General features: G+C 59.0%; 24 protein-coding genes, 1 tRNA gene and 4 pseudogenes. 20 read left to right on the top strand and 9 right to left on the bottom strand.

From position 1 onward, the window contains the following. Positions 1-180 precede the first annotated feature (180 nt). The 4 genes from AUQ37_RS00120 to AUQ37_RS00135 are packed head-to-tail and all read left to right on the top strand — an operon-like array spanning position 181 to position 3,142. Entirely contained in the window at positions 181-1,326 is a 1,146-nt protein-coding gene (locus tag AUQ37_RS00120; RefSeq protein WP_058746902.1) for a hypothetical protein, read from the top strand. A 9-nt stretch (positions 1,327-1,335) separates the two neighbouring features. Next, positions 1,336-1,962 carry an iron ABC transporter permease gene (locus AUQ37_RS13255; protein ID WP_058746903.1) on the top strand — a complete coding sequence of 209 codons (627 nt, stop codon included), beginning with the start codon at positions 1,336-1,338 and terminating at the stop codon, positions 1,960-1,962. Beyond that, entirely contained in the window at positions 1,959-2,354 is a 396-nt protein-coding gene (locus AUQ37_RS13260; protein ID WP_058746904.1) for an iron ABC transporter permease, read from the top strand. The genes AUQ37_RS13255 and AUQ37_RS13260 overlap by 4 nt, the downstream gene beginning before the upstream one ends. Next, positions 2,348-3,142: an ABC transporter ATP-binding protein gene (locus tag AUQ37_RS00135; protein ID WP_058746905.1), complete on the top strand. Its 795-nt coding sequence runs from the start codon at positions 2,348-2,350 to the stop codon at positions 3,140-3,142. The genes AUQ37_RS13260 and AUQ37_RS00135 overlap by 7 nt, the downstream gene beginning before the upstream one ends. A gap of 90 nt (positions 3,143-3,232) precedes the next feature. Here the strand turns inward: AUQ37_RS00135 and AUQ37_RS00140 are convergent. Then, positions 3,233-3,308, bottom strand: a tRNA-Asp gene (locus AUQ37_RS00140). A 379-nt stretch (positions 3,309-3,687) separates the two neighbouring features. Between AUQ37_RS00140 and AUQ37_RS00145 the strand changes: the two genes are divergently transcribed. From AUQ37_RS00145 to AUQ37_RS00185, 8 genes and pseudogenes are all read left to right on the top strand, one after another. Continuing rightward, positions 3,688-5,049, top strand: coding sequence for a hypothetical protein (locus tag AUQ37_RS00145; protein WP_058746906.1), 1,362 nt, complete (start codon positions 3,688-3,690; stop codon positions 5,047-5,049). Between the two features lie 25 nt (positions 5,050-5,074). Next, entirely contained in the window at positions 5,075-6,157 is a 1,083-nt protein-coding gene (locus AUQ37_RS00150) for an iron ABC transporter permease (protein ID WP_235584743.1), read from the top strand. 56 nt (positions 6,158-6,213) lie between these two features. Next, positions 6,214-7,210 (top strand): annotated as a pseudogene (locus AUQ37_RS00155) (FecCD family ABC transporter permease). Position 7,211: 1 nt separating this feature from the next. Then, positions 7,212-7,454, top strand: a complete 243-nt coding sequence (locus AUQ37_RS00165) for a hypothetical protein (RefSeq protein ID WP_058746910.1) — start codon at positions 7,212-7,214, stop codon at positions 7,452-7,454. Between the two features lie 329 nt (positions 7,455-7,783). Continuing rightward, on the top strand, positions 7,784-9,160 hold the full coding sequence (locus AUQ37_RS00170; RefSeq protein WP_058746911.1) for a dockerin type I domain-containing protein: 1,377 nt from the start codon (positions 7,784-7,786) through the stop codon (positions 9,158-9,160). 37 nt (positions 9,161-9,197) lie between these two features. Further along, on the top strand, positions 9,198-10,286 hold the full coding sequence (locus tag AUQ37_RS00175) for an iron ABC transporter permease (protein ID WP_235584744.1): 1,089 nt from the start codon (positions 9,198-9,200) through the stop codon (positions 10,284-10,286). Between the two features lie 128 nt (positions 10,287-10,414). Continuing rightward, positions 10,415-11,342: pseudogene (locus tag AUQ37_RS11620) on the top strand (FecCD family ABC transporter permease). A 45-nt stretch (positions 11,343-11,387) separates the two neighbouring features. Then, on the top strand, positions 11,388-12,446 hold the full coding sequence (locus AUQ37_RS00185; RefSeq protein WP_058746913.1) for a CBS domain-containing protein: 1,059 nt from the start codon (positions 11,388-11,390) through the stop codon (positions 12,444-12,446). 97 nt (positions 12,447-12,543) lie between these two features. Here AUQ37_RS00185 and AUQ37_RS00190 read toward each other — a convergent pair whose 3' ends face one another. Both AUQ37_RS00190 and ppsA read right to left on the bottom strand, forming a co-directional pair. Next, entirely contained in the window at positions 12,544-13,965 is a 1,422-nt protein-coding gene (locus AUQ37_RS00190; protein ID WP_058746914.1) for a sodium:alanine symporter family protein, read from the bottom strand. Between the two features lie 212 nt (positions 13,966-14,177). Continuing rightward, positions 14,178-16,511, bottom strand: coding sequence for a phosphoenolpyruvate synthase (gene ppsA / locus AUQ37_RS00195; protein ID WP_058746915.1), 2,334 nt, complete (start codon positions 16,509-16,511; stop codon positions 14,178-14,180). Between the two features lie 237 nt (positions 16,512-16,748). Between ppsA and AUQ37_RS00200 the strand changes: the two genes are divergently transcribed. From AUQ37_RS00200 to AUQ37_RS00230, 8 genes and pseudogenes are all read left to right on the top strand, one after another. After that, on the top strand, positions 16,749-18,131 hold the full coding sequence (locus AUQ37_RS00200; protein WP_058746916.1) for an ATP-binding protein: 1,383 nt from the start codon (positions 16,749-16,751) through the stop codon (positions 18,129-18,131). Between the two features lie 178 nt (positions 18,132-18,309). Continuing rightward, positions 18,310-18,867, top strand: a complete 558-nt coding sequence (locus AUQ37_RS00205; protein WP_058746917.1) for a 2-oxoacid:acceptor oxidoreductase family protein — start codon at positions 18,310-18,312, stop codon at positions 18,865-18,867. Next, the gene (locus AUQ37_RS00210; RefSeq protein WP_058746918.1) at positions 18,868-19,152 is read left to right on the top strand and encodes a 4Fe-4S binding protein; all 285 of its coding nucleotides are present in this window, start codon (positions 18,868-18,870) and stop codon (positions 19,150-19,152) included. Continuing rightward, positions 19,149-20,324, top strand: a complete 1,176-nt coding sequence (gene porA / locus AUQ37_RS00215; protein ID WP_058746919.1) for a pyruvate ferredoxin oxidoreductase — start codon at positions 19,149-19,151, stop codon at positions 20,322-20,324. The genes AUQ37_RS00210 and porA overlap by 4 nt, the downstream gene beginning before the upstream one ends. Further along, positions 20,321-21,267, top strand: a pseudogene (locus AUQ37_RS00220) (thiamine pyrophosphate-dependent enzyme). The gene porA and the pseudogene AUQ37_RS00220 overlap by 4 nt, the downstream one beginning before the upstream one ends. A gap of 332 nt (positions 21,268-21,599) precedes the next feature. Next, positions 21,600-22,664, top strand: a complete 1,065-nt coding sequence (locus AUQ37_RS00225) for a hypothetical protein (RefSeq protein ID WP_058746920.1) — start codon at positions 21,600-21,602, stop codon at positions 22,662-22,664. Positions 22,665-22,859: 195 nt separating this feature from the next. Beyond that, the gene (locus AUQ37_RS09810; RefSeq protein WP_157844219.1) at positions 22,860-23,036 is read left to right on the top strand and encodes a hypothetical protein; all 177 of its coding nucleotides are present in this window, start codon (positions 22,860-22,862) and stop codon (positions 23,034-23,036) included. Positions 23,037-23,049: 13 nt separating this feature from the next. Further along, positions 23,050-23,451: a hypothetical protein gene (locus tag AUQ37_RS00230; RefSeq protein ID WP_058746921.1), complete on the top strand. Its 402-nt coding sequence runs from the start codon at positions 23,050-23,052 to the stop codon at positions 23,449-23,451. Between the two features lie 63 nt (positions 23,452-23,514). On the opposite strand, the gene AUQ37_RS00235 is transcribed toward AUQ37_RS00230, so the two are convergent. From AUQ37_RS00235 to pyrB, 6 genes and pseudogenes are all read right to left on the bottom strand, one after another. Further along, positions 23,515-24,207, bottom strand: a complete 693-nt coding sequence (locus AUQ37_RS00235; protein WP_082662305.1) for a DUF92 domain-containing protein — start codon at positions 24,205-24,207, stop codon at positions 23,515-23,517. Between the two features lie 95 nt (positions 24,208-24,302). Further along, positions 24,303-24,590, bottom strand: a complete 288-nt coding sequence (locus AUQ37_RS00240) for a hypothetical protein (RefSeq protein WP_058746922.1) — start codon at positions 24,588-24,590, stop codon at positions 24,303-24,305. Continuing rightward, positions 24,587-24,766 carry a hypothetical protein gene (locus AUQ37_RS10315; protein ID WP_058746923.1) on the bottom strand — a complete coding sequence of 60 codons (180 nt, stop codon included), beginning with the start codon at positions 24,764-24,766 and terminating at the stop codon, positions 24,587-24,589. Before AUQ37_RS10315 ends, AUQ37_RS00240 begins: the two co-directional genes overlap by 4 nt. 103 nt (positions 24,767-24,869) lie before the next feature. Continuing rightward, positions 24,870-25,112, bottom strand: coding sequence for a hypothetical protein (locus AUQ37_RS10320; RefSeq protein WP_058746924.1), 243 nt, complete (start codon positions 25,110-25,112; stop codon positions 24,870-24,872). Further along, positions 25,109-25,570, bottom strand: a complete 462-nt coding sequence (pyrI, locus tag AUQ37_RS00255) for an aspartate carbamoyltransferase regulatory subunit (protein ID WP_058746925.1) — start codon at positions 25,568-25,570, stop codon at positions 25,109-25,111. The genes AUQ37_RS10320 and pyrI overlap by 4 nt, the downstream gene beginning before the upstream one ends. Positions 25,571-25,584: 14 nt before the next feature. Next, positions 25,585-26,514 (bottom strand): annotated as a pseudogene (pyrB, locus tag AUQ37_RS13265) (aspartate carbamoyltransferase). Positions 26,515-26,587: the final 73 nt, after the last annotated feature.

Genomic DNA, 26,587 nt, shown 5'->3' on the forward strand with positions numbered 1-26,587 from the left:
CTGAGACCGTCAGGCATTCGGGCCCCTGTGCCGCCTCCTTTCAGGGGCCCGTTCCCGGTTTCTGAACGCTTCTGTTTTGGAATCATTCAATTAATAATCATTCATTTATGAATACATATTTTGTGCATAATTAGTTCCTATAAAGTAATATTTATATCAGGTTCCGTATGTAATCCCCCGATGAACAGCAAAATCCTGGTCATGGTCCTGGCCGCCGTCCTCGCCGTTCCGGCGTTCGCCCTGACGGAGTCAGACGGTTCTTCGGCGGAGTCCTCGGACGGGACAGACAGTTCCGGTTTCGAGATAACTTACACCCTTTCGGGCACCGAATACACGGTATCGTACGACGGGCCGGACGATAATGCCGTCATATTCGGATATGCCATCGGCAAGACCGTGGACCAGGCGGGGATGCACTCTAAGGTCTATGCCGCTGACAAATATGCCAACAATGCATTCTCCGAGGACGGGAACGACAAGGTCGCGGAGCTCCCGACCCTGTACAGCTCGGGAAACATCGATCAGATATACGCGACCCTGGTGCAGGCAGCCGATGATGGATATCTGGACAAGGAGAACACGACGGTCATCCTGACCACGTACGTCGCCAATTCCCAGAGTCTCAGGGACAAGCTCGCAGATGCGGGCTTCACACACGTTCTGTTCTACGGCAGCATCGAGACCTATGGCCAGGTGGTCTCATGCGTGTCCGACATCGAGAAGGCGCTCGGTTCATCCAACGGTCTTGCAGACGCGATGACCCAGACGGAAGAAGACGTGACCGCCGCCCTGAGCGGTGCCGAAGAGAAGGATTTCATCTATCTCTGGTACAGCAGCACCAACGGCTGGGGCGCGAAGCAGTCCGGCCTCGCCGTCACCCTGGGCGAGACCGCGGCCGGGAACAACGCCGGATACACCTCTGATTCTACTTCAGGCACCTACTACAACGAGAACTTCATCATCCAGTGCCTGTCGTCGCATCCCGACTGCGTGATCGTCCTCGACAGCGGCTATGTCCGCAATTACGGAGGTTCTGCGGAGAAGTTCGTGGACGAGTTCATGGGCGGTTCGATCGGGGATCACACCCTCTTCGTCTGCGAGCAGGAGTGGAACAACTATGACCCGCAGTTCGCAGACGGCCTGAAGGCGTTCGCCGCCGCGCTCCACCCGGACCTCTACTCTGAGAGCGATGTGAAGGTCTACAGCAGCTCGGATTTCGAAGACGGCAGCAGCGGCAGCGGGATCGGCGCTGCAGTCTACGCCGGCGCCGCTGCCGCCGCCATAGTCCTGGTGGGGGCCGTACTCTGGCTCCGCTCCAGGCACTGAGGCATCCCCTTGGCCGAGGAATGGGGAAGGCGCACCAAGGCGCTGGCATGCGCCGCCGTCCTGGCGGCCCTGCTGGTGCTGGCGGTGTTCCTGGACCTGTCGTATGCTCCGGACCCGATACCCTTCAGGAGGGTATGGGACGTCATCTGCGGGAACGGGACCTGGGCCGACAGCTTAATCGTCCCGATGAACGCCGAGCGCGTATGCATCGGAGCGGTGGTGGGCTCCGGCCTCGCGGTCGCAGGCGCGGCAATGCAGGCCATGTTCCGCAACCCGATGGCCTCGCCGTACATACTGGGTCTTTCCTCCGGGGCCTCCCTGGGGGCCGCTTTGGGCATACTCTTCGCGGTACCGTTCATCCCTGCGGTCGTCAGCACCCCCGTCCTCGCCTTCGTTTTCTGCCTCCTGACCATGTTCCTGGTCTACGGGGTATCCAGGATCGGCGGGGTCACCCATACGGAGACGCTGATCCTGACCGGGATCGCCGTCTCCTCCCTGATGTCAGCCGTCGTCTCGTTCCTCACGTTCATATCGGGCGACAAGATGGAGGACATCGTGTTCTGGACCATGGGCAGCCTGTCCCGCGCGGACTTCGGCGAGACCGCGGCGGTCGCTATCCCCGCGGCCGCGGGATGATCGTCATCTACTCCTACGCCAAGGACCTCAATGCCATGATGATCGGCGACTCCCACGCCATGGACCTGGGGATAGATGTGGCGAAGACCAGGCTGATCGTGCTGGTCGCCTCCACGCTCGTCACCGCTTCCGCAGTCGCCTTCGCCGGCTCCATCGGCTTCGTCGGGCTCATAATCCCGCATATCTTCCGCATCCTCCTGGGCCCGGACAACAGGATCCTCATCCCCATAAGCGCCCTCGGAGGCGCAGCGTTCCTGATCTTCTGCGATTGGCTGGCCCACGTCATCGCCGAGCAGTACGGGGTGCTGCCCATAGGCATACTCACCGCGCTGGTGGGCGCCCCGTACTTCATCTACCTGCTGAGGGTCAGGAGGAACGAGGTGGGATGGTGAGGGACCTGTGCGCCGAGGGGCTGCATTTCAGGTACCGCGAGAAGCCCGTCCTGGACGGAGCGGACCTGGATATTCGCGAAGGAGAGGTGTTCGGGATCCTGGGGCCGAACGGGTGCGGGAAGACCACTCTCCTGAAGAACCTGAACAGGAACCTATCGCCTGAATCCGGGAGGGTGCTGATCGGGGACGACGACATCGCCGATATGGCCAAGAAGGACATAGCCAGGGAGATCGCCGCCGTGCCGCAGGGGAACGAGATCAGGTTCTCATTCACTGTCAGGGACATCGTGGCCATGGGGAGGATGCCGTTCCAGAGGCAGTTCGAGGGGGAGAGCAGCTCGGACGGGGAGATCATCGATCAGGCGATGCGCGATGTCGGCATCTGGAACATGCGCAGCAGGCATATCAACGAGATGAGCGGGGGAGAACGGCAGAGGGTCATCATCGCCCGCGCGCTGGCACAGACCCCGAGGTACCTCCTCATGGACGAGCCCACGAACCACCTGGACATCAACATGCAGTTCGAGGTCCTCGATCTGGTGCACAGGCTGTCGAGGGAGAAGGGCCTGACCGTGGTGATCGTGTCCCACGACCTGCCGATGGCCGCCCGCTACTGCGACAGGGCCGCGCTCATCGCAGACCACAGAGTAATGTGCTGCGGGACCCCGGAGGAAGTGCTGACGCCGGAGAACATGAGGCTGGTGTTCGGCATCGATGCGGAGCTCACGAAGGACAGCAAGACCGGGATGAACAGCGTCATCCTGCACGGATCGGTCCGCAGAAACTGATGCCGCGGCCGTTCGGATGCGGCAGAGGCCGATGCGCATCAAGCGATTGGATGAATGAGAGTGCTCAGAGGAGAGCATAGTGGAGAAAATTGGCGTCCCGGATGGAATTCGAATCCATGTCGGGGCCTCGACAGGGCCCCATGATAGGCCACTACACTACCGGGACGGCTGAAATGACCTATTGATATGTGCTATTTAATGGTTGCTGAATCGGAGGGTCTCGGTACAGGGGGATCAGCTGGCCTGCAGATTCCGAAGGGCTGATGCTGGCAGACGATGCGGATCTTCCAATTCCATTCAGAGCCGAATTCTGCCGGGGAATGCTGCGATATGCAGGCCTTCCGGGATGTTTGTTCCCTGAGCGATGGCTGCGCAGTTCTCTGTTCAGAATGCAGAATATGGACAGGCCAGTATCATCGTGATGGCAGACGTGCCGCCTTTGCGACGTGCTTCTGCACCAGCGATTTCCGATTACGTTGGATTAATAATCCAAATGCATTAAATAAGGATTGGATATAGCATCCAACACTTCATTGGTGATATGAATGAATACCAAATTGATCGCGGTCGCGGTCGTGGCCATTGTAGTGGTCGCTGCGGTGGCAGTCGTGATAGTCGCCAGCGGCAACGACGATGACGATGGCGTAGAGATTACCGCTCAACTCAGAGTCTTCGGAAATGCTGACGGCGATTATGATATCGACAATGATGACCTGGAGATCATCCAGGACATCGCTGACGGAAAGACATCTTGGGATGCCAGCGCGAATCCGCTCGCCGATGCGGACTGCAGCGGTTCCGTTGATTCGGCGGATGTCGAGCTTGTTCAGAAGATCATTAACGGCGAATCCTGCACGATACACAATTACAACACCTGCAGCACCGGGGATTACATCGTTGAAACTGCATGGCCGTGCACTTCAGCGCTTGCAACCGGGTCTTCCAACATGCTCTGGCTCATGACCATGGCAGGGATGGACGATAAGGTACATGGAATTTCTTACAGTTCGAGCAGTCCCCCGGATTCAACCCTCTTTCCGGCGTTCTCCAAGATGACCTCGATCGGGAGCAGTAGCACCACCATGCCCTATGAGAGTGCATCCAATTACATCACAGATTACAATGTCGACGTCATCATCGTCGAGCGTACCGCATCGACTGTCAACAAGACCACTGTCGAGCCCGTTTACGAAGATGCCGGCGTCGATGTAGTGAGGGTCAATCCTTCCTGCGTCGAGGCGGATGATTTCCTCACTGAGCTCTTCATGCTCGGTTTCCTTTTCCAGACGATGGATAAATGCGTCGACATCGCCGAGTGGTGGATCCAGATGCAGGAATACGTTGACAGCGAGCTCTCTTCCGTGGAAGCTGTCAAGGCCATAGCCTGCAATGGGACCTACGACTCTGCGAAAGACAGGATCTGGATCTCTGCCGGAAACTCCGATTACAAGGACCTTCTGGTCCATGCAGGGGCCACATATGCCTTCGGGGACAGCGTCCCGGCCGGAACATATTCCAGCGGATGCTACTTCTCCTCCACCGATACCTGGCTTTACAACTATGATATTGACTACATAATCAACATCAAGACCAACGACTGGTACAGCGGTACGGTGGATATCGTATCGAAGTACGAGTCATGCGTCGGTATCTTCAATCAGACCGAAGCGTACCAGGCCCAGCACGCAACTGTCATCGTCGGAGATGCACCGATACCGATCAGACTGGCGTATGCCGCCGCGACCATGTATCCGGAAGTATTCAGCGAGGAATGGGCTGACGAGCTCAATCAGGAGTTCTTCGAGAAGTTCACAGACCTGTCCATCGACTTCACGAACCTCTTCTTCACCATAACCTATGCGGATTACGTTGCGGCCGGCGGAACAGCATATCTGATTGCCTCGTGAACTCCGGAGTAAAGCAGGTGGCGGATTGAACAGCAATGCAACCGAAATGGCCGAGTACGGCCGTTTCATCAGAAGGAAAGTTGCATTCGTTACAGTCTGCCTCCTGTTAGTGGTGCTCCTTTTCGGGATATCGATAACGATTGGCACCAGGGACATCTCGTTCGCGGATGTGTACTCCTATCTGTGGAGGCACATCTGCGGCGAGACCTACGATGTGGGCACCTACGAGTACTGGGACGATTACATCATCTGGGAAGTGCGCCTTCCCAGGGCGGCATTCTGCATCATAGCGGGAGCCGGATTGGCCGTCGGCGGGGCCGTCATGCAGAATGTCATGAACAATCCGCTGGCCGATCCGTACAGCACAGGCATCTCATCGGGAGCGGTGTTCGGGGTCGCCGTATCGGTCATCCTGGGGATCTCGGTCTCGGCGATCTCTTCCCAGCTCTCCAATTTCGGCGTCATCCTCAACGCCTTCATCTTCGCGATGATCCCGATGGCGTTCATAATCCTCATCTCGCCGAGGACCAATACATCCCCGGCCACGCTGATCCTGGCGGGCGTAGCGATATCGTACCTGTTCAATGCCCTCACCACTCTGCTGATGATGTCCACCGACAGCGAGACGCTGGCAACGGTATATAGATGGCAGGTCGGTTCCGTGGCCGAGATCACTTGGCCCTCGGTCCCCCTGATGGCCGCGATAAACATCGCAGGCATAGCCGCGGCGATAATCCTTTCCAAGAAGCTTAACATCCTCGCGCTGGGCGACGATAGCGCGAAGAGTCTGGGCCTGAACGCTCAGAACATGCGTCTCGTGTGCCTCATGATCGTCACGTTCATGGCGGCATCTGTCATTGCCTATGCGGGGATCATCTCGTTCATCGGACTGATATCGGCGCATATCGTCCGCACCGTCCTCGACTCGGACAGCCGCTTCGTCATACCGGCATCAGCTGGCTTCGGAGCTCTTTTCATGCTGTTCGCCGACATATGTGCCAGGCTGATATCGGATAACGATGCTGTCCCAATAGGCGTCATGCTTTCGTTCATCGGCGCCCCGATCTTCCTCATCCTGATCATAAGACAGAAGAGGGCGGTATGGTGAACGCTGGGGTCGCGGAATACCGTCGCAGGACACGCATCAGGGTCCTGGCCACCGTTATGATCGCCGCTGCGGCCGTTATAATCGGGGCATATTCCATCTGCATCTCGCAGTACGCTGTAAGCTTCAGCGAGGCCTTGGACGTCATCGCGAAGAATCTCAGCGGCGGGACGTTCGACACTTACCACGACAGGCTCGTCAACCACATCGTATGGGAGGGATATCTCCCCATAGGGATCGCAGGACTCCTCATCGGGGCCATCCTCGCCCTCGGCGGGGCTGTGATGCAGACCATCGTCCGTAATCCGGTCGCAGACGCGTATACGACCGGCATATCGTCGGGGGCCCTGTTCGGGGTAACGCTATTCATTGTACTGGACTTCCAGATTGCTGGGTCATCCAAGGACGCCGGTATGATCCTGACGGCTTTCGTGTTCTCCATGATCCCCGTGGCTATCATCGTCCTCTTCGCCTTCTTCAAGAAGGTGATATCGACGGTCATGGTCCTCATCGGGATCGCCGTCATGTACATTTTCGTCGATGTCCACGCTGCTCCGCTATACTGCGAGCGAGGAGGACATCGCATCCATCTATTCATGGACTGTCGGCACGCTCGCAGGGATCGGCTGGAACGCCATACCTTGGCTTTTAGCGGCCTTTGTATCCGCTTTCGCGGTGCTGATGGTGATATCGCCTAAGATCAACGTCCTCGAATCCGGGGACAGGATGTGCACGGCATTAGGGGAGAATCCGTTCCGCATCCGCATAATTTGCCTGGTCGTGACCTCCATCGCCACATCGGTCGCTGTCTGCTATTCGGGAACGATCGGATTCGTAGGCCTCGTCTGTCCCCATATAGCGAGGGCCATAACAGGGTCGAACAATCGCCTGCTGATCCCCTGCTCCGCAGCCATAGGGGCGCTTGTCCTCATCGCAGCAGAGACGGCATCCAGGATGGTAGGGTCCACAGGAGTATCCGTCGGTGTCATAACATCGCTCATCGGCGGGCCGCTGTTCCTGTATTTCCTGCTCAGGCAGAGAAAATCGGAGTGGTGAAATGAGCCAGATACGTATCGGCCGCGGGTGTATCTTCGAGGCTGTCCTGATTGCAGTATGCTTTGTCGTCCTGCTGGTCTCCGTCCGTATCAACGATGCCGGAGGGATCTCGGACAATCAGCTCACGGTCGTATCGTCGATTCTGGGGATAATCGTCTCCACGAGCATCCTCGTCCTGGGGGCCCTGGCCCTCACCGAGTCTCCATCGGAACGCTACCGCAGGAGGCACGGCGGGGACGAATGAGAGGCCGTCGCTTGAAAAGCATGTTCGACGAACGGCCTGTTCAGACGGTTTCCCAATGTCTCTGATCGCATTGCCGAATACTCACTCGGAAACCGTGCTTTTGGAATCAATTTACCATTTTTGACAATATTTAGGACATAATAATCGATTTATACAAAATCAATTCAAACTTTCGATTGCGTCTGTAATCGTATTTTGTGCTGTAACATTCGTAACAAACTTTTGTTGGATTATTATTCCAACTATTTATAGGAGAAATGGATTTACCATCCAATCCCAGCCCAACTGCACAATCTGGGTCGGAGTGCATTAGAATGAATTCGAAAATCATGGCGATAACTGCCGTCATAGTGGTCGTCGTCGTTGTAGCCGCCGGAGCGATCGTCGTCCTCAATGACGATGACAGCGACAGCAGCGATGCTGCGATTGCATCTCAGCTCCAGCTTTACGGAAACGCCAACGATGACAGCACCATCGACAGCCAAGATGCGGAGATCATCGAGAACATCATCAACCAAGAAGAGGGATACACCCTTGAGAAGTATCCCCTTGCCGATGCAAACAACGATGGTGCCGTCGATCAGGAAGATCTCGACCTCGTCAACAAGATGATCAACAGGGAAACCGGGACGGTCGTCAACGTCATTTCCCTCGATACCTCCGGAAACACCACCGTCGTTTCCGTGACCTACCCCCTCAGGAATATTGTCACTTACGCTACCAACGTCCAGATGCCTGTCCTGTATGCCGGAGGCGCCCAATATGTTGCAGGGTTCTTCTCCTCCACATACGACGTTGCTGAGAAGGCGCTCATTGACAATGCGAAGAACTTCGGAGCAAGCGGAAGGACCATCGACGATGCCGCATGGAACAGCTTCACTTCCTACGCCTCCACCCTGGACGGCGGAGTAGGCGCTCTGATCGCAGATTACAGCGGGATCAAGCAGATCACCTCGGCCCGTGTGTCCGATCTCGATGCCGCCGACATCCCCCTCCTCATCTTCTCTTCGGCCGATACCACAGATGAGATCACCACTGTCCTCACTCTCGGATATCTCTTCGGAACAGACTGCGAGCAGACTGCGGTCAAATATGCCCAGACCAGTTGGAACGTCATCTCCCAGGTCAATGATGCCATCGCGGGCATCTCCGACGATGACAGGCAGACGTACATCGCTCTGACCATGTTCATCTACATATGCCAGAACGATTCTACCTTCAACACGACCGCGGCCACTGCGGGAGGAATACCCTACTACAAGGTGAATTCCACTTTCGCTTCGGCGTATGAAGGGACTGGATCCCTCAAGATGGGAAGCACTGAGGCTCTCTCCAACTACAGCGATGTCGACATCCTCCTCAACTGCCGTTCCATGGACTGGGGACTGAGCGACTCATCGGAAGTGAACGCCCTTATCATCGACACCTGGGACCATTATTCCAAGTCCACCTCCTATCTCGCGTACTTCGCAGGGTTCGAGGACAAGCTCGTCTACATCAACAACCTCCTCCCGGGAGCGGTCAAGGTCGCGTACATGGCCCACTTCATGTACGGGGACAAGCTCTCCCTCGATTGGGCAGACGGAGTCCTCCAGGACTTCATCGACATGGGCCTCGATCCGCTCGAGGGACAGACAACCAGCTCGATCCTGAGTTACGTCACCCAGGATACCTACAACGCGGCCAAGGCGGCCACATTCAGCTGAAACCTTTTCAAAAAGGGGGGAAACCCCCTGCCGTATCATGAACGACAACGATCCTCTGACGAAAGAAGAGCTGACGGTCGAGTACCACCATCTGCTGGCCAGAAAGGTCCTCCTGCTGGCAGTGTGCATCATCGGGATCGTATTGGTGGTCGGCCTGCTGTCGTTCGATACTTATCCGGGCATAAGCCTGCGCGAGAGCTACGAGATCATATGGAACCACATCGTCGGCAACAGCTATCCCAAAGGCTCCCTGTACTGGTGGGCCGACCGGCAGATCTGGAACAGTGCGATCCCCCACGCCATCGTAGCCATAATCGCCGGCTGTTCCCTCGCTGTCTGCGGTGCGCTCATGCAGTCTCTGATGACGAATCCTCTTGCCGATCCCTACAGCACCGGGATATCCTCCGGGGCCTGCTTCGGAGCGGTGGCGGCGATCATCATGGGGATCACGATGAACGGCGTCGTAGGGGAGGCAGGCACGATCCTCAACGCATTCGTCGGGGCGATGATCCCAGCCCTGCTCATCATCCTCATCTCCCAAAAGGTCCGCATGACCCCTGCGACGCTGATCCTTCTGGGGACCGCCATCTCGTACTTCTTCAACTCCCTGATCACCTACATGATGATCACCACCGACGCAGATACGCTGAAGAGCGCGTACCTGTGGCAGGTAGGAAGCCTCGACGGGATGACCTGGGACTACGTCCCGATAATGTTAATCATCACGGTCATAGGGTCGGTTTTCGTGATGTACGCCGCCCACACCCTGAACGTCATGTCCCTCGGCGAGAACAGCGCGATAAGCCTCGGGGTCGATGTGGAGAAGTTCAGGATGCTGTGCCTGATGCTCATGTCGGTCATGACCGCGGCGATAGTCGCGTTCACCGGGATCCTGGGATTCGTCGGCCTGGTCGCGCCCCATATCGTCAGGCTCGTGATCGGTTCGGACAACAAGTACGTCATCCCGATCTCCATGGCCGTCGGCGCTCTCCTCCTGCTGATAGCCGATTACATAGCCAGCCGCCTTTCGGGCATACCTGTCGGCGTGGTCCTCAGCGTCATCGGCAGCCCGGTATTCTTCATCCTGATCGTTTGGCAGGGAAAACGCACAGGGGCGGTCTATTGAGCGACAGCTGCCCGAAGAATCAGTACCTCAGATTCAACCGCAGGAACCTGATCTTCATCCTCTTCTTCATCGTCCTGGCGGCGGCATCGTTCTTCCTCACCCTCGGGTTCGGGACCTACAATATCTCGGTGGGCGATGCGATAGGCTGTTTCATCGACCATCTGTCCGGAAATGTGAAGGACCCGACCGGGGACCATTATATCTGGGACGTCCGCCTTCCCAGGGCCATAGCGGCGCTTGCCTGCGGCGTTGCCCTTTCAGTTGCAGGAGCGGTCATGCAGAACGATTTCAGGAATCCTCTTGCAGAGCCGTACACCATGGGCATTGCATCCGGAGCATTCCTCGGAGCGGTCCTGAGCATCATACTCGGAATCTCCATAGTGCCGTTCCTCACGAACCAATATTCCATCATAGCCAATGCCGCCATATTCTCCCTGATCCCTACTTTCATCATCGTGCTGGTCGCGAAGATCAGGAAGACGACGCCGTCGGGGGATGATCCTCACGGGAATAGCGGTCATGTTCCTCTTCAGTTCTATCAGCCAGATAATCATGGTCACTTCTCCCTCGGAATCCATGGCGGAAGCATATGCCTGGAGGGTCGGGGACCTCGGGACCGTGGGGTGGGCGGACCTTCCCTACATGGTCGTTTCGACGTTCGTCATCACTGCCATCATCATGCTTCTCGCCGGCAAGATGAACGTCATGTATGCCGGGGACGATTATGCTAAGACGATGGGCGAGAACGCGGAGAATCTGAGGATAGTGACCCTGGTCCTCGTCTCCGTCATGACCGCCGCGGTCGTGAGCTTCACTGGCACAATAGGTTTCATCGGTCTTGTCGGGCCCCATGTGGCCAGGATCTTCGTCGGTTCCAACAACAGGTACCTCATCCCCGCATCGGCCGCGTTCGGCGCCGCATTCATCCTGCTGGCCGATTCCTTGGCAAAGGTCACCGGCGTGAGCGGCCTGCCCGTAGGCGTCATCAGCTCGATGGTCGGAGGTCCTCTCTTCATCTGGATCCTCGTCCGCCAGCGCAGGAGCGCCTGGGCCTGATCCCCGCGAAAATCGATATAAGCCCAAGGCCATGACCCATACGTCATGGCAGCGACTGTCGGCGATTACATGGTTCGCGACGTTCAGTACGTCGCGCCGAACATGACCGTTGAAGAAGTGAAGGACAGGCTCATCAACTCGAATTTCCACGGTTTCCCCGTGGTCGAGAACGGCTACCTTCTGGGATATGTCACCGCCAAGGAGCTGCTCCGCTACATGGACACTCCCAAGGCGAAGCTCCGCTCCGTCATGTCCCGCGGAACCCTCTGCGTCATACCCTCGATGAGCATCGACGATGCCACCCGCGTCCTCTTCCGCTACGGTCTGCGGAACCTCCCTGTCGTGGACGAGGAGAAACGCCTGGTCGGCATCATCTCGAACATCGACATCGTGAGGTCCCAGATCGAGAAATCCCGCCCCGGGAAGGTCATGAACGTCAAGAACTTCATGGAGCAGCAGAACGGCATCACCATGAGGATCCACAACGAGGAGATCCCCATCGACCAGATGATCCCAACCCAGAAAGAGGTGTATATGGATGAGCTCGTCGGCCGCCAGTACGAGATCAAGAGAGGCCTGAACGAGCCCCTTATCGTCATCAAGAGGCACAACGGCTACCTGGTCGTGGACGGGCACCACCGCGTGATGGCCGCCAAGCGCCTGGGCATGAAGACCTTCAAATGCATCGTCCTCGAGCCCAACAACCTCGACATCCCGCTGGGCCTGGAGACCACCGCCGAGAGATGGGGCCTCCATACTCTCGACGATGTGAAGATCATCGAGGGATCCAGGCATCCGTTCATGGAGATCACCACTATGCTCCTGCCCAAGGAGCAGGCCGACAACATCAATCAGATCCTCATGGAGAGGATGGAGGAGGATCCCGGGCCAGGGGTCCCCTCGCCCCTTTCCCCCAGGGTCATGAAGAGACAGTCCCAGAGGAAGGATGGGAAGGCCGCTCCCAAGAAAACCGCCGGCGGCAGGAAAAGTGCTGCCGCAAAGCCTGCCGGCAAGACGGAGAAACCTCGGAAGGCCCCGAAATCCGCATCTAAGGAGAAGAAGGCGGCCCCCAAGAAGAAGGCCGCCGCGAAGACCGCGGAGTGAAATCTCCGAGGCTTTCGGTTTTTTATCAGCCAAAACGGCCGGGGCCTGCGGACGGCTCCTTCCGGAGTGTCCGGCGGGCGTGCCGGCCGGTCCGCTCTCAGTCCTTGCCGTCCCAGGCGGTTATCCCGGTCCGGTCCGATAGGCATGAGGGGTCGAATACCGGCTCTTCCTTCCCCTCCTTCTTCTGCCTCCGGTAATCCCGGAAGGCCTCTGCGCCGCGGCGGTACAGCTTCAGGATCAGGTAGGCGTTGAAGAACGCGCAGACCGCCATCATCACGTCGAGCGCGATGAACGCGTAATCCGAGGAGATCCAGCTGAAGACGAAGACGACGATGATCACCAGCAGCTTGAGCCCCAGCTTGGCCGCCTTATGGTCCCCGAACATGAGCAGGTTGCCCTCGGCCACCACTATGTCGGACATGAGGCAGGTGAACGCGAAGACGAACATGAACACGGTCAGCAGCGCCGGCGCGAGACCGCTTCCGATGGTGTCCTTGAAGACCTCCTGGAGGCAATCGATGGAGTCTCCGTCCCCGCCGATGAACGCTCCCACGTCCGCATAGGACAGGAAGACAAGGGCGGTCAGGGTGCTGACCAGGGTGTCGACCAGGACGCCGAACGCCTGGGTGTAGCCCTGCTGGGCAGGGTGCTTGACATCGGCGATGGAGGACAGGTTGGTGATGGTGCCGATACCTGCTTCGTTGGACCACACTCCCCTCCTGAGGCCCCACATGATCGCTGTTCCGATCCCTCCGCCGATGACTGACGGCGGGGAGAGGGCGTCGCCGAAGATGCTGCCGAACGCGTCGAGTATGCCGTCGCCGCTGAGGGCGATGGACACGATGCACATGACGAACCAGCCGAGCGCCATGGCCGGGACGATCCATACCGACATGTCGGCCACGCGGTACACGCCGAGGAACACGATCACCGCGGCCAGGGAGGTGATGAAGATCGCAGTGAACCACTGTCCGTCGATGTCGTGCTCGTCGAAGAGGCCGTTGAGCGCCTCGGCCATGGACACGGCCTCGCCGGAGACGTACCCTACGAGGTACATCAGGATCATGATGAACGCCAGGGCCAGGCCGAGCTTCTTCATGCCGAGCCCGTGGAACATGGTGTAGGCCGGGCCTCCGCGGAATCCTCCGTCCTCTTTCGGCGTCTTGTAGATCTGGCCGATGGTGGTCTCCAGGAAGCTCGTGGCCATGCCGATGGCGGCGAACACCCACATCCAGAAGATCGCTCCGGCCCCGCCGGCGATGATGGCCGTCACCGGCCCGGCAATATTGCCGACGCCGATGCGCGAGCCCATGCTCATGCAGAAGACATGGAACGAGGAGATCTTCCCCGGGCGGGGTGTTTTGTTCAGGTCGAAGGTTGTGCGCACCATCTCCCCGAGCCCGCGGAACTGGACCCCTCTGAGGAGGACAGTGGCGAGGACCCCGATGGCGGCTATTACAGCAAAGGCGACGTACCAGATGTAATCGTCGATCGAATAAAGCGAATCCACTAACGACATGGGATGCCTGGTGCGGATAGCATGACGTATTAATCACCCTTGTCATTAAAATGTTAGAATAATGCGGAATCCGAAGACACAATTGCGGAAACGCGATAAAATCTATACGATAATCGCAGATGAGCCGGGACGTCCGCGGATGCCGCAGAGCGACCGGTCAGGAACAGAAGGAGACCGGCCCTAAGGGCCGGGGAAAAGGTTTCAGGGCCTGCTCACTGGGTCCTTTCCCTTACGGCCCTGAGGAGCATCCTCTGCTCGGCAGAGGCGATGATCCTCTTGGTCCTGACGAAGGTGTCGGGGTTCAGGGAGATGCAGTCGATCCCCTGCTCCACGAGGAACTCGCAGAACTCAGGGTAGACGGAGGGGGCCTGCCCGCAGATGCTGACGTGGTTGCCGTTGGCGTGGGCGACCTTGATGAGGTGGCTGATGGCGGCCTTCACGCCGGGGTTCCTCTCGTCGAAGTAGCCCATCTTCCCGAGGATATCGGAGTCCCTGTCGCAGCCCATGGTGAGCTGGGTGAGGTCGTTCGAGCCGATGGAGAACCAGTCGCAGTACTTGCAGAACTCCTCGGCCATGAAGATGTTCACAGGCACCTCGGCCATGAAGTAGAGCTTGAAATCGGGGCCGCGGTAGAGGCCGACGGACTCCATCATGGCGGTGATCTGCTTGACCTCGCCGACGGTCCTGACGAAGGGCAGCATGACGTTGACGTTCTTCATGCCCATGTCGTCCCTGACCTTCTTGATGGCCTTCAGCTCGCACATGAACGCCTCGCGGTAGTTCTCGGAGACGTACCTGGAGCATCCCCTCCATCCGATCATGGGGTTGTCCTCGTTGGGCTCGAACTCGGCGCCGCCCCTCATGTCGCGGTACTCGTTGGTCTTGAAGTCGCTGGTCCTCAGCGTGACCGGCCTGGGGTAGAACGCCCTGGCGACCTTGGAGATGCCGTCCGCGAGCTTGTCGATGAGCTCCTGGGCCCTGCCCTCCTTGATGACGGCGAGGGGGTGCTCCCCGATGTAGTTGGTGAAGAGGAACTCGGACCTGAGCAGGCCGACTCCGTCGCAGGGCAGCTGCGCGACCTCCTCCGCCTTCGAGGGCATGGACATGTTGACCATGACCTTGGTCCCGGTGATCGGGACGGGCTCGGTGAAGACGGCGGGCGCGGCCGCGGACGGAGCGGACGCCTCCGGGGCGGCCTTCTTCTTTATCTCGCCGCGGTAGACGGTCCCGGTGGAGCCGTCGACGGTCACGACCTCGCCGTTCTTCAGGGTCTCGGTGGCCTCGCCGGTCCCGACGACGCAGGGGGTGCCGAGCTCGCGGGAGATGATGGCCGCATGGCAGGTCATCCCGCCCTCGTCGGTGACGATGGCGACGGACCTGCTCATGGCGGGGACCATGTCGGGCATGGTCATCTTGGTCACCAGGACGTCGCCGTCCTTGATGACGTCCAGGGACATGCCCACGCTGTAGATGCAGACCTTCCCGGTGGCCATGCCGGGGCTGGCTCCGAGGCCGGTGAGGACGACGTCGCCGCCGGCGATCTCCGCTTCGGTGGACTTCTCCTCGCTTCCTCTCCCGATGGCGGTGATGGGCCTCGCCTGGACCAGGTAGACCTTGTCGTCCTCGATGCACCACTCCATGTCCATGGGCCTGTTGTAGTGGATCTCGACCTGCCTGCCGATCTCGGCGACCTCGAGGATCTTGGCATCGGTGATCTTCTGGACCTTCTGGAGGTCCTGGGGGATGTCCTCCTTGACCGCGCCGCCCTGAGGCCCGCGGACGTACTTCCAGGTCTGCTTGGAGATCCTCTTCTTCGTGATGGCCATCTTGGACTTGTCGATCTGGAAGGTGTCGGGGGTGACCTCGCCGCCGACAACCGCCTCTCCGAGCCCGTAGATGCCCTCGACGATGATGTTCTTCGCTCCGTTGTGGGGGTCCACGGTGAACATGATCCCGGAGTATTCGGAGTTGACCATCTTCTGGACGACGACGGCCAGCTTGACGTCCTCGTGCGAGTAGCCCTGCTTCTCCCTGTAGGATATGGCGCGGGCGTTGAAGAGGGAGGCCCAGCATTTCCTGATCTTGTCGAAGAGGTCCTTCTCGTCCTTGACGTTCAGATAGGTGTCCTGCTGCCCGGCGAAGGACGCATCGGGGAGGTCCTCGGCGGTCGCGGAGGACCTGACCGCAACGAACCCTTTCTTCCCGTCCAGGAGCAGCTTGTAGTTCTCCTTGATCTGCTTCTTGAGGTCGGCGGGGATCTCGTGCTGGGCGAAGAGGTCCTGGATCTTCTTGGATGCCGCTACAAGGGTGTCGTCGGAGTCGGGATCGACCTCCTTGATGGCCTCCATGATCTTCGGCATGATCTTGCTGGATTTTATGAAATAATCATAAGCAACAGTGGTCAGCACGAAGGCGTGGGGCACCGGGAACCCGGAGGAGGTGAGCTCTCCGAGGTTAGCTCCTTTCCCTCCGACGACGGGGACGTCGCCGACGCGGAGCTCGTTCGAATCAATGATCATCCTTTTCTCGATATTAGAGTCGACCATGGAAATCGCCATTCTGGAACCAGTTTCGCGGCACTCGCCGCACTGAATGAGAAATCCTGTTCAGGCGCTTATAAAGCTGATGGGGGACGCACGTTCTTAGGTGGTCTCAGGAGGGCGCTCGGCAGCTGTTTTCCATCTTTCCGAAGGGCGTTCGGGGGGTTTCCGCGGTGTTTCCCGAAAATATAATTATTAATATAATAATACAAATTATATAAATCTCGGTCCCGGAGGCCCGTCATGCCCGAAGCTCTTGTCGGAAGGAGGAAGGAGATGCTGATCCTGGAGAACCAGTTCCGTTCCGAGGGGTCGTCGCTGGTAGCGGTCACCGGCAGGAGGCACTCCGGGAAGACCGCGCTCCTCACATATTTCGCGTCCAGGCACCCCAACACCCTCTATTTCCCAGCCAGGGAGGAACCGGCATCCAGGAACCTCGCGTATTTCAGGCGCGCTGCCGGAGAGTTCCTCAATGATCCTTCGGCGGCCGCCGATGCCGACTGGAACCGCACGTTCAGGGCGCTGGTGGGCGGGAGGAGGTCGCAGAAGGTCGTGGTCATCATCGATGACTTCGACAGGATAGGCAGGAAGGACCCTTCGTTCCCGCCTCTGGTCCGCTACATCTGGGACACCGTCCTGAGGAATTCGCGCACCATGCTGGTCCTGAGCGGTTCGTCCTTCGCGGAGATGGACCGCCAGGTGACCGATTACGATGCGCCTCTCTTCGCTGCCATGACCGCCCGCATAGACGTGCGCCCGCTCGCATACGAGGCATGCCGCGAGCTCCTGGGCGGAGAAAAGGCGGGGAACGCGCTGGAATACTACGCGGCCGCCGGCGGGATCCCGCTCTTCCTGAAGCGTCTGGCTCTGCACCAATCCGTCTCCGAAGGCATCTCGGAGGAGCTGCTGGTGCCCGGGGGCTCTCTCTGCAGGGAGCCGATGGAGGTCCTCCGCGCGGAAGTGGCCGATCCAGGCGTCTACGTATCCGTCATGACCTCGATAGCCACCGGGCACCGCCGCCTCCTGGACATCTCAGAGGACCTGGGGGTCCCGCAGACAGGGCTGACCAGCTACCTTGCCAACCTGGTCTCTGCGGGGATCGCCGAGAGGGAGGTCCCGGTCCCGGGCGGAGGGAAGAAGGGGAGATACTGCCTCTCCGACCCCCTGTCGGAGATATGGTTCGGCTGCGTCAATCCGAACCTGGCGCTGCTGGAGACCGGGCGCAGGTCCGCGCTCACGGCGCTGATAAGCGCCAAAATGAGGGACGACATGGTGCCGAGGGCGTACCGCCGGGCATGCACCGAGAGGCTGTGGGATATGTCGTCCTCCGGCGCCTGGAACTTCGCGCTCACCGAGGCGGGCGGATGGTGGGACCGCGAGGCGGAGATCGGGGTCTGCGGCTATGATGCGTCGGGGAGGAACCTGGTCGCAGGCGACTGCTCCCTGCGGGGGCGCCCAAAGGGGCTGCAGGACCTTGAGGAACTGGAGGCGGCATCGGAGAGGGCGGCGCGCCAGCTCCGTGCCGGGGCGGTGTACTGGGTGATGTTCTCGCCGGACGGCTTCGATCGGGAGCTGGAGGCCAGGGCCGCCTCGGACCAGCGTATCCGCCTGGTGCCTCTGGAATGATATTAGGGGAGCCTAAGAATATTGGTGTTTTACGTAATCAGTTCTACGGAAAACGTAAACTTGAACATTCCATCCGTCAGAAATGGGCATTTTTTCTGCGAAATCCTACGAAAAACACAGCATTCCATATACAAGGGTTTAAATGATATGGCATAATCTTCGGTCAAGGTTGTTCTAAATGGACACAGAGATTTGCTGGCACGGAAGAGGCGGTCAGGGTGTCGTCACCGCGAACGAGATCCTCGCCGAATCTGTCATTTATTCCGGAAAGTACGTCAAGGCGTTTCCCGAGTTCGGGCCGGAGAGGATGGGCGCACCCATCAGGGCCTTCGCCCGCATCTCCGACCAGCCTGTCAGGGTCCATACTCAGGTCTACGAGCCTGATATCGTCATAGTCATCGACCCCACCCTGATCGGCAAGGTCGATGTGGCTAAGGGTCTTAAGAAGGGGGGTTTCATCCTCGCCAACTTCGAGGGGACCCCCGCCGAGCTCCAGAAGGCCATCGGCACCTCTGCCGAATGCCACACGGTGAACGCATCCAAGATCGCCCTGGAGGAGATCGGGAAGAACCTCGTCAACACCGCGATGCTCGGGGCCCTCATCAAGATCAGGCCCATCATCCCCTACAGCGAGATGGAGGACCACATCACGGACAAGTTCACCGGGAAACTCTCGGACAAGCTGATCGTGAAGAACCTCGCCGCCCTCAAAAGGGCATACGAGGAGGTGCAGTAAATGGTCAACCTAGCAGGATACAAGGATCTCATCATTGGCAGCAGGGTGATCGAGCCCGGGAACTCCGAGAAGTTCCACACCGGAGACTGGCGGTCCATGGTACCCGTCATCGACCCCGACAAGTGCATCGACTGCCTCACCTGCTGGATCTACTGCCCTGACAACTGTATCCTCACCCAGGACAACAGGGTCACCGGCATCAAGCTGACCCACTGCAAGGGATGCGGCATCTGCGCCAAGGCATGCCCCAGGCAGGCCATCGTCATGAAGGAGGACATCGAATGAGCAGCAAGGTCGGAAAGGACATCGCCATCAACGGCGACGGCGCCGTCGCCCTCGCCTGGAAGCAGATCAACCCCGACGTGTGCGCGGCCTACCCCATCACCCCGCAGACCATCATCGTCGAGGATTTCGCCAAGTACGTGGCCAATGCCGAGGTGGACACCGAGTTCGTGGACGTCGAGTCCGAGCACTCCGCGCTCACCCTCTGCACCACCTCCTGCGCCGCCGGCGCCAGGACCTTCACCGCCACCGCGTCCCAGGGACTCGCCTACATGTGGGAGATGCTCCCGATCACCGCGGCCATGAGGACCCCGGTCATGATGGCCGTCGCCAACAGGACCGTCAGCGGACCCATCAACATCAACAACGACCACGGCGACGTCATGTCCGCCAGGGACACCGGATGGCTCTCCATCTTCGCGGAGAACGTCCAGGAGGCCTACGACATGAGCGTCATCGGCCCCAAGATCGCCGAGAACCCCGAGGTCCAGCTCCCTATCCTCGTGAACCTCGACGGTTTCATTCTGACCCACGCCATCGAGAGGATGACCCCCATCGAGACCGACCAGGTGAGGGCTTTCGTCGGCCCGTTCAAGCCGTTCCACCCGCTGCTGGACACCGACCACCCCACCACCCACGACCTGATGGACGGACCTCTGTTCTACTTCCCGCACAAGTACCAGATGGTCATGGCCATGGAGAAGGCCAAGTCCGTCGCCCAGGACGCCTTCGACGAGTTCGCGGAGATCTCCGGAAGGCAGTACCACCTCGTCGAGCAGTACATGTGCGACGACGCCGACACCGTGGCCATCGTCCTCGGTTCCTCCTTCGGCACCATGAAGGAGGCCGTCGACAGGCTCAGGGGCGAGGGCATGAAGGTCGGAGTGGCCATGCCCAGGGTCTTCAGGCCCTGGCCTGCCGAGCAGATCGCCAAGCTCATCGACGGCAAGAAGAACATTATAGTCATGGACAGGCACCTGAGCATCGGAGCCTACGGCCCGATGTTCCCCCGAGGTCTGCGCCGCGGCGACGTGAATTCCAAGGTCCCGAAGATGTACAACTTCATCTACGGCCTCGGAGGGGCCGACACGCAGGTATCCGACTTCATGGGCGTCTTCAAGGAGGCGTCCGAAGGAAGGGCTGCCAAGGTCAACTATGTGGGGGTGCACGAATGAGCGGACTTTCGCTGAAGGAGCTCAACAACATACCCGAGAGGCTGGCCTCCGGGCACAGGCTCTGCGCCGGGTGCGCGGAGTCGATAATCGCCAGGCAGGTCCTCATGGGGACCGAGAAGGACGTCGCGGTATCGGTCTCGACCGGATGCTTCGAGGTCTCGACCACCATCTTCCCGTACACATCCTGGAAGGTCCCGATGGTCCACACCGCCTTCGGTAACGGGGCCGCCGCCTGCGCGGGCCTCGAGACCGCCTACAAGTCCCTGAAGAGGCAGGGGAAGACGGACAAGGACATCAAGTTCGTCAACTTCGCCGGAGACGGCGCCACCTACGATATCGGACTGCAGTCCCTGTCCGGAGCCATGGAGAGGGGGCACGAGATGGTGTACGTCTGCTTCAACAACGAAGCGTATATGAACACCGGTATCCAGAGGTCCTCTGCCACCGAGAGGGGAGCATCCACCACCACCTCGTGGAACGGATCAGTCTCCTACGGAAAGAAGGAGTACCCCAAGGACATGACCGCGGTCATGGTCGCGCACGGCATCCCGTACGCCGCTCAGGCGCCCCGCATGCCTGGAGGGACATGGTCACCAAGGCCAACAAGGCGTTCGAGTGCGGAGGCCCTGCCTTCATCAACGCCCTGTCGCCCTGCCCCAGGGGATGGAGGTTCGCTCCCAGCGACACCATCGCCATCTCCAAGCTGTCCGTCGAGTGCTGCATCTGGCCCCTCTATGAGGTCGTCGACGGCGAGTACTCGATGTCCGCCGAGTCCAGGAGGATCGCCGAGAACCCCGACCTGAAGAAGCCCATGTCCGACTGGTTCGCGAGCCAGGGCAGGTTCAGGCACCTCAAGGACGAGAGGTGGGCGCCCGTCGTGGAGGAGATCCAGAAGGACGTCGACAGGAAGTGGGCGAAGCTCCAGAAGCTCTGCGGGCTCTGAGCCCTTATTGAAACATCTTCGGGCCCCGGGCATCCGGGGCCCTCATGGTTATGTCTGAAATGGGACGCTTTACGAAGGATCCGACAGACAGCGCTTTTCCAGAATACCGTTTCCCGACTATTAATGCATATTGAACAGCCGTTTTCCGATAGGACATCTGAAAAATCGATAAATACGCAGCATGCGGGTTCGCCGTTTCGGAATCAGTTCGTTTTTGTTTATGTAAAATTAAGTTAACAGGCCCCCCGTTTCCCGACCGGTACTTAAAGATGACTGAGCCCATCGATCCTCGTGAAAACCTTATATATAGCCCAGAAGGCCGTTCATCAGCCATGGTTGGCAAAGCCCGTTCCGGAAAGAGCCGTGCAATCGAACAGAAGAAGACTGCTCAGAAGAGGAGCGGGTCAGGAGGCCGCGGATCCCGCCGCGGCCCCTGGGAGGCCCAGCCCCGCACCGCGGACGGGAGGTTCGCCCCGTTCCCGAGGAAGCACTCCAGGGCCGCGAAGAAGCTGGCCGCCGAGGGGAGGCCGAAGCGCTTTCCGGGCGCGTGGATCCTCGGCGACAACGCCGAGCCGGCGGACATCAGGTTCAGGAAGGCCCTGCTCGAAAGGACTGTGGACATCCGGTGCAAGGGGGAGCAGAGGAGGAAGGTCGAGGACGCCGTCGCCAGGAACTTCTCGGCCATGGACATAGCGACTTTCGACGACCATGGAAGGCCTGTTGTGAGACCTTTTTCCAAGGCAGAGGAATCTGACCGTAGGTATGGCAAAGGCAACTACAGAAGGAAAACCAAGAACGATAAAGGCAAAGTTGATGGGCCTGAAATCGCGCTTCGCAAGAACGCCAGCGAGTACACGATTACACACGAGTTCGTCCACCATGAGAGAACCGTGGACTGGCGCCGTTTCGGATTCTCCAAGACCGCTTATCCCATAGATAGAAAAGGAACATATCACACGAACACCAAAACCATAGAGGACATAAGGAAAGTGAATGTGGCTGAAGAATCAGCAACGACAGCTGAAACCGCCATGCGCTGCGGGAAGGCTCAGAAGTCCTATCCGTTCAGTTACTACAAAAATCTTGAGGATCAGGTGAAGAAGGACGTTGCGGCACATCCGGAGAAAGAGGAGAGCATCAAGAAGAAGTACGGAGTGGACAGCCTGAACGGCCTCAGCAGGAAGATGTACGAAAGGGACCGTGAGATGCTCAGAAACGTTGCTGGTGCCGATGAGGGCGAGCCGGTAACAGGCTACAATGCAATCAAAACGATAAACGGCAATTTCAAAAAGACCAACATCTCCGATTTGAAGATGGGTGATGAGACTGCAAGGAGCATATTCGAAAGAATAAAGAGCCTCAGGAGGAAAAGGAGATATGACTACCTTGACGAATGAATGCGAACGCATCGGCGTAGGGACGTCGGCTTCGGAGGCGGTATGATGGTCTTCAGATGCACAATGGACCGTCCGGGCAGGAGATTGGGAACTGTCGAGCAGATACAGAACATGTACGCCGCTGAACTGTACATCCTCCAGGACAGGTTCGGGTTCACGTTCTAGGAAGCGTGCTTCTATCTCTCCTGGGACAGGATGGAGAGCGAAGACGAGATCGAGCGCAAGTACGGCATCGTAAGCAAGGACTATTTCAGCATTCTTCACAATCTCAGAAGGCGTCTTCCCAGAAACATATTCGACACATTCGGCCCCTATACCCCGCTAGTGGTAAACATCGATTTCGAAGGTGAGGTTCCTCCGAGTCTATTCTGAAAGGTGATTTGTGGTGCCAGACACACACGAAGATGGGACTGACAAGCCGAAAGAAGACTCTAGGTCAGAAGCCTTCTACGATGAGAGCTTCTTCAGGCAGCCGTCGTTCAACAGGCAGGGGCAGACCACCGAGAGGGAGTTCCGCTTCATACGCTACTCCACCCGCGTCTGGCTCCTGCAGGAGAGGGCGGGCCTGTCCTTCGCGGACGCCCGCATCTACACGCACCGCGAGAAGCCCGAGTCGTTCGCCGACATAGACGAGAAGTTCAGCTTCGAGCCCGGCGAATCCGAGCGCAGGTACCCTCAGGTCTGCGCGGAGGTGGAGGAGAAGCTGAAGACCGTCGACGTCTTCTGCGGGTTCGATCCCGTCTACCCCGAGGACGTCCTCCAGTGCATCAAGATCAAGAACCGGTGAGAATCCGGAAGGGGAGCAAGAGAGAGGAATACCCGGCAGGGGAAATGAGCCAGGCGTCAGCGTTCATGAGATAAGGAAGTACAGCAGATATCCGACGATCCCGCCTGCCAATGCGGTTATGAAGTTGTTGCCGTACTTGGATATTATGCCCTTGTTCTCAAGGACGGCCCCAACGATGCTGTCGAGGAGGTTCCCGATGATTCCGCAAACCGCCGGGATGAGGAACAGGGCATCGATCTCCCCGAAGATCAGGATCCATCCGATGAGCGCATAGGCGAACGACATGACGGTGGACGACGCAAGACCCAGGCGGGAGATCCCTCCGTTGATGCCCGGCTCGGTGCGCTTCATGGTGGTGATCATCCACACCTTGCCGTCGAGCACCCCGATTTCGCTGGAGATCGTGTCGGCCACGGAGACTGCCACTGCCGAGATGAAAGCGCAGGCCAGCAGATCGGACGCATCGCCCCCGCCGAAAGCGCTGTCGGCGAAGTTGGCCAAGGAGATGACCGCGGGCGCCAGGCCCACGCCGAGGATGTTCAGGGCCGAGCGTTCGCCCTTCTTCCCTTCCTGGAGTCCTTTCTCCTCCTTCTTGCTTATGTCCATCAGGGTCGCGGCGAAGGCGATGGCAGGGAACACCAGATATGCCAGCAGCCACCAGAACGAGCCGCAGAGCCCTATGATGCATGCTGAAACGAAGGCTGCGGCGGCGCCGTCCTTGGTCAGGAAGCCCTTGTGGAAGGCCACTGCTGACATGACAGCAGATAAAGCCAATATTGCCAGGGCCTCGAGCGCATCCATGGCTGGAGATTACAGTCATCGTATATAATTGGGCACTGGCTCGTATGCCGTTATTCACTGGCACATCGGACTCGGCGGACCTTCTCGAGGATCTCGGTGGCGTCGGATATGCATTTGGCGCGGTCGGTCTGCGGGAGGAACATGACCTTTCCCTGGGAATAAAGGGTGACTTCCATCCCGTTCCAGTCGAAGACGAGCATCATCTCATCCTTCTCCTTGATCGTGCAGCCCTCTTCCTCCAGTATCTTAGCGGCCCTGTCCATATCAATGTCCAGAAGGTCGGCGGAGATCGCCATGAGCGCCTTGCCCCCGCAGAGCCTCGCCGTGGTGAACCTCATAGCAGGGACCCCAGCAGCTGCGCGGACCTGGCGCGGAAATCCTCAAGGGAGGACATGTTCTCTATAGTGAGGTCGGAAAGGGCTATGACCTCGGCCGATCCCCACGATATCTCGCGGGCGTCGCGGGCATCGAACTCAGCGATGCTCCGGGGGGCATCCTCTCTGGCCCGCTTCACCAGCTGGCATATCTGGTCTGCGGGGAGGCGTGGACGGAGACCACGGTGACCTCTCCGTGCTTCCGGAAGGCTCTGACCTCATCCATGCTGCGGCATCCGTCGATCATGAAGACGTCTCCCTCAGTTTTTTCGACGGCCCTCTTTGCCCAGATATCGGTCCCGTGGGCATCGCGTTCGGCTCCTGCGAACTCGCCCATGCCGATGCCGCGGCTTCCGCCCCGGACGCTGCATAGAACTCCCTGACCAGGTCGCCCATGCGTACGAAGGGGATGCCGGCCGCCCGGCCGGCGGAGAGGAACTCCTCTTTCCCGGCCCCGGGCATGCCGGCGACGACTATCATCTTCATAGAAGGTTTTCCGAGATGTTGTTGAGGGTGCGGTCGCAGTAAACGCACCTCAGCTTCGGCGGGTTCCTGCACTCGACCCAGAACTTGGGGGTGACCGGTTCGCCCTTGTTGGTGATGCAGTTCGGGTTGCTGCATCTGACGAGCCCCTCGACCTTGTCGCCGAGCTTGACATCGTATTTCTCTGCGACGTAATAGTCGCGGATGATGGAGATGGTGGCCTCGGGGGCGAGGAGGGCGATCTTGCTCACCTGGGTCTCGTCGAGCTCGATGTCCTCGATCTTCACGATGTCCTTCCATTTCTTCCCAGACTTCTCGGTCCTGACATGCATGCCGATGCTGATCCCGGAATCGATGTTGTTCTCGTTCACGCCGAGGATCTTCAGGACGTTGAGCGCCTGTCCGTTCTCGATATGGTCTATGACGGTCCCGTTCCTGATCGGCGGGATCTTGATCTCCATATCCTCTGCACCGTTCAAATCTCTCCCCCCAGTATGGAGCACAGGATGGCCATCCTCACCGGCACGCCGTTGAACGCCTGCTGGAAGTAGCGGGCGTGCGGGGTGCTGTCGACCTCCGTCGCGATCTCGTTCACCCTCGGGAGAGGGTGCATGACGATCATGTCGTCCTTGGCGTTCCTGAGCATAGCGTTATCGATCCTGTACGTCCCGGCCACCTTCTGGTACTCAGCAGGGTCGGGGAACCTCTCCCTCTGGATCCTGGTGACATAGAGGACATCGGCGTCGCCGATGACGTCCTCCAGCCTGTCGGTCCTGCGGGGGTTGCAGCCGTGGCTCTTGATCCTCTCGACGATGTCGGCAGGCATCTGCAGGCTGTCGGGGGCGACCAGGGTGAGGTGGACGCCGAAGTTGGTGAGCGCCTGCGCCAGGGTGTGCACGGTCCGCCCGTACTTCAGGTCCCCGACCATGGTGACGTTGAGCCCCTCGAGGGAGCCCTTGGCCTCCTTCATGGTGAAGAGGTCGAGCAGCATCTGGGTCGGATGCGAGCCGGCGCCGTCGCGCGTTTATGACCGGGTTCTCGGAGCGTCCGCGGCCAGCCTGGCAGCTCCTTCGTAAGGATGCCTGAGCACGATGACATCGCAGTAGGCGTCGACCATCCTGATGGTGTCCGCCAGCGTCTCGCCTTTGGCAATGGAAGTCATTGACATCTCGGACACATCGATGACGTCGCACCCGAGGCGGTAGGCCGCGCTCTCGAAGGACAGCTTGGTCCTGGTGGACGGCTCGAAGAAAAGGTTGCCGAGGATCTTCCCGTCCAGGGCGCGTTTGACCTTCTCCCCTCTCGCATAGGGGACCATCTTCTTCGACAGGTCGAGGATGTACTCTATCTGGTCCTTGCTCAGGTCCCGGATGGAGACGAGGTCCTTGTCATAAAGCGATTCCATGCGTGCTTGATGGACGACTGGCGTATTAACCCTTTACCTGCGGCGGCCGGGGCGCTGCAGCCTCGGGCTCATT

Origin of the sequence: Candidatus Methanomethylophilus sp. 1R26, assembly GCF_001481295.1 — an archaeon.
GTDB lineage: Archaea > Thermoplasmatota > Thermoplasmata > Methanomassiliicoccales > Methanomethylophilaceae > Methanomethylophilus.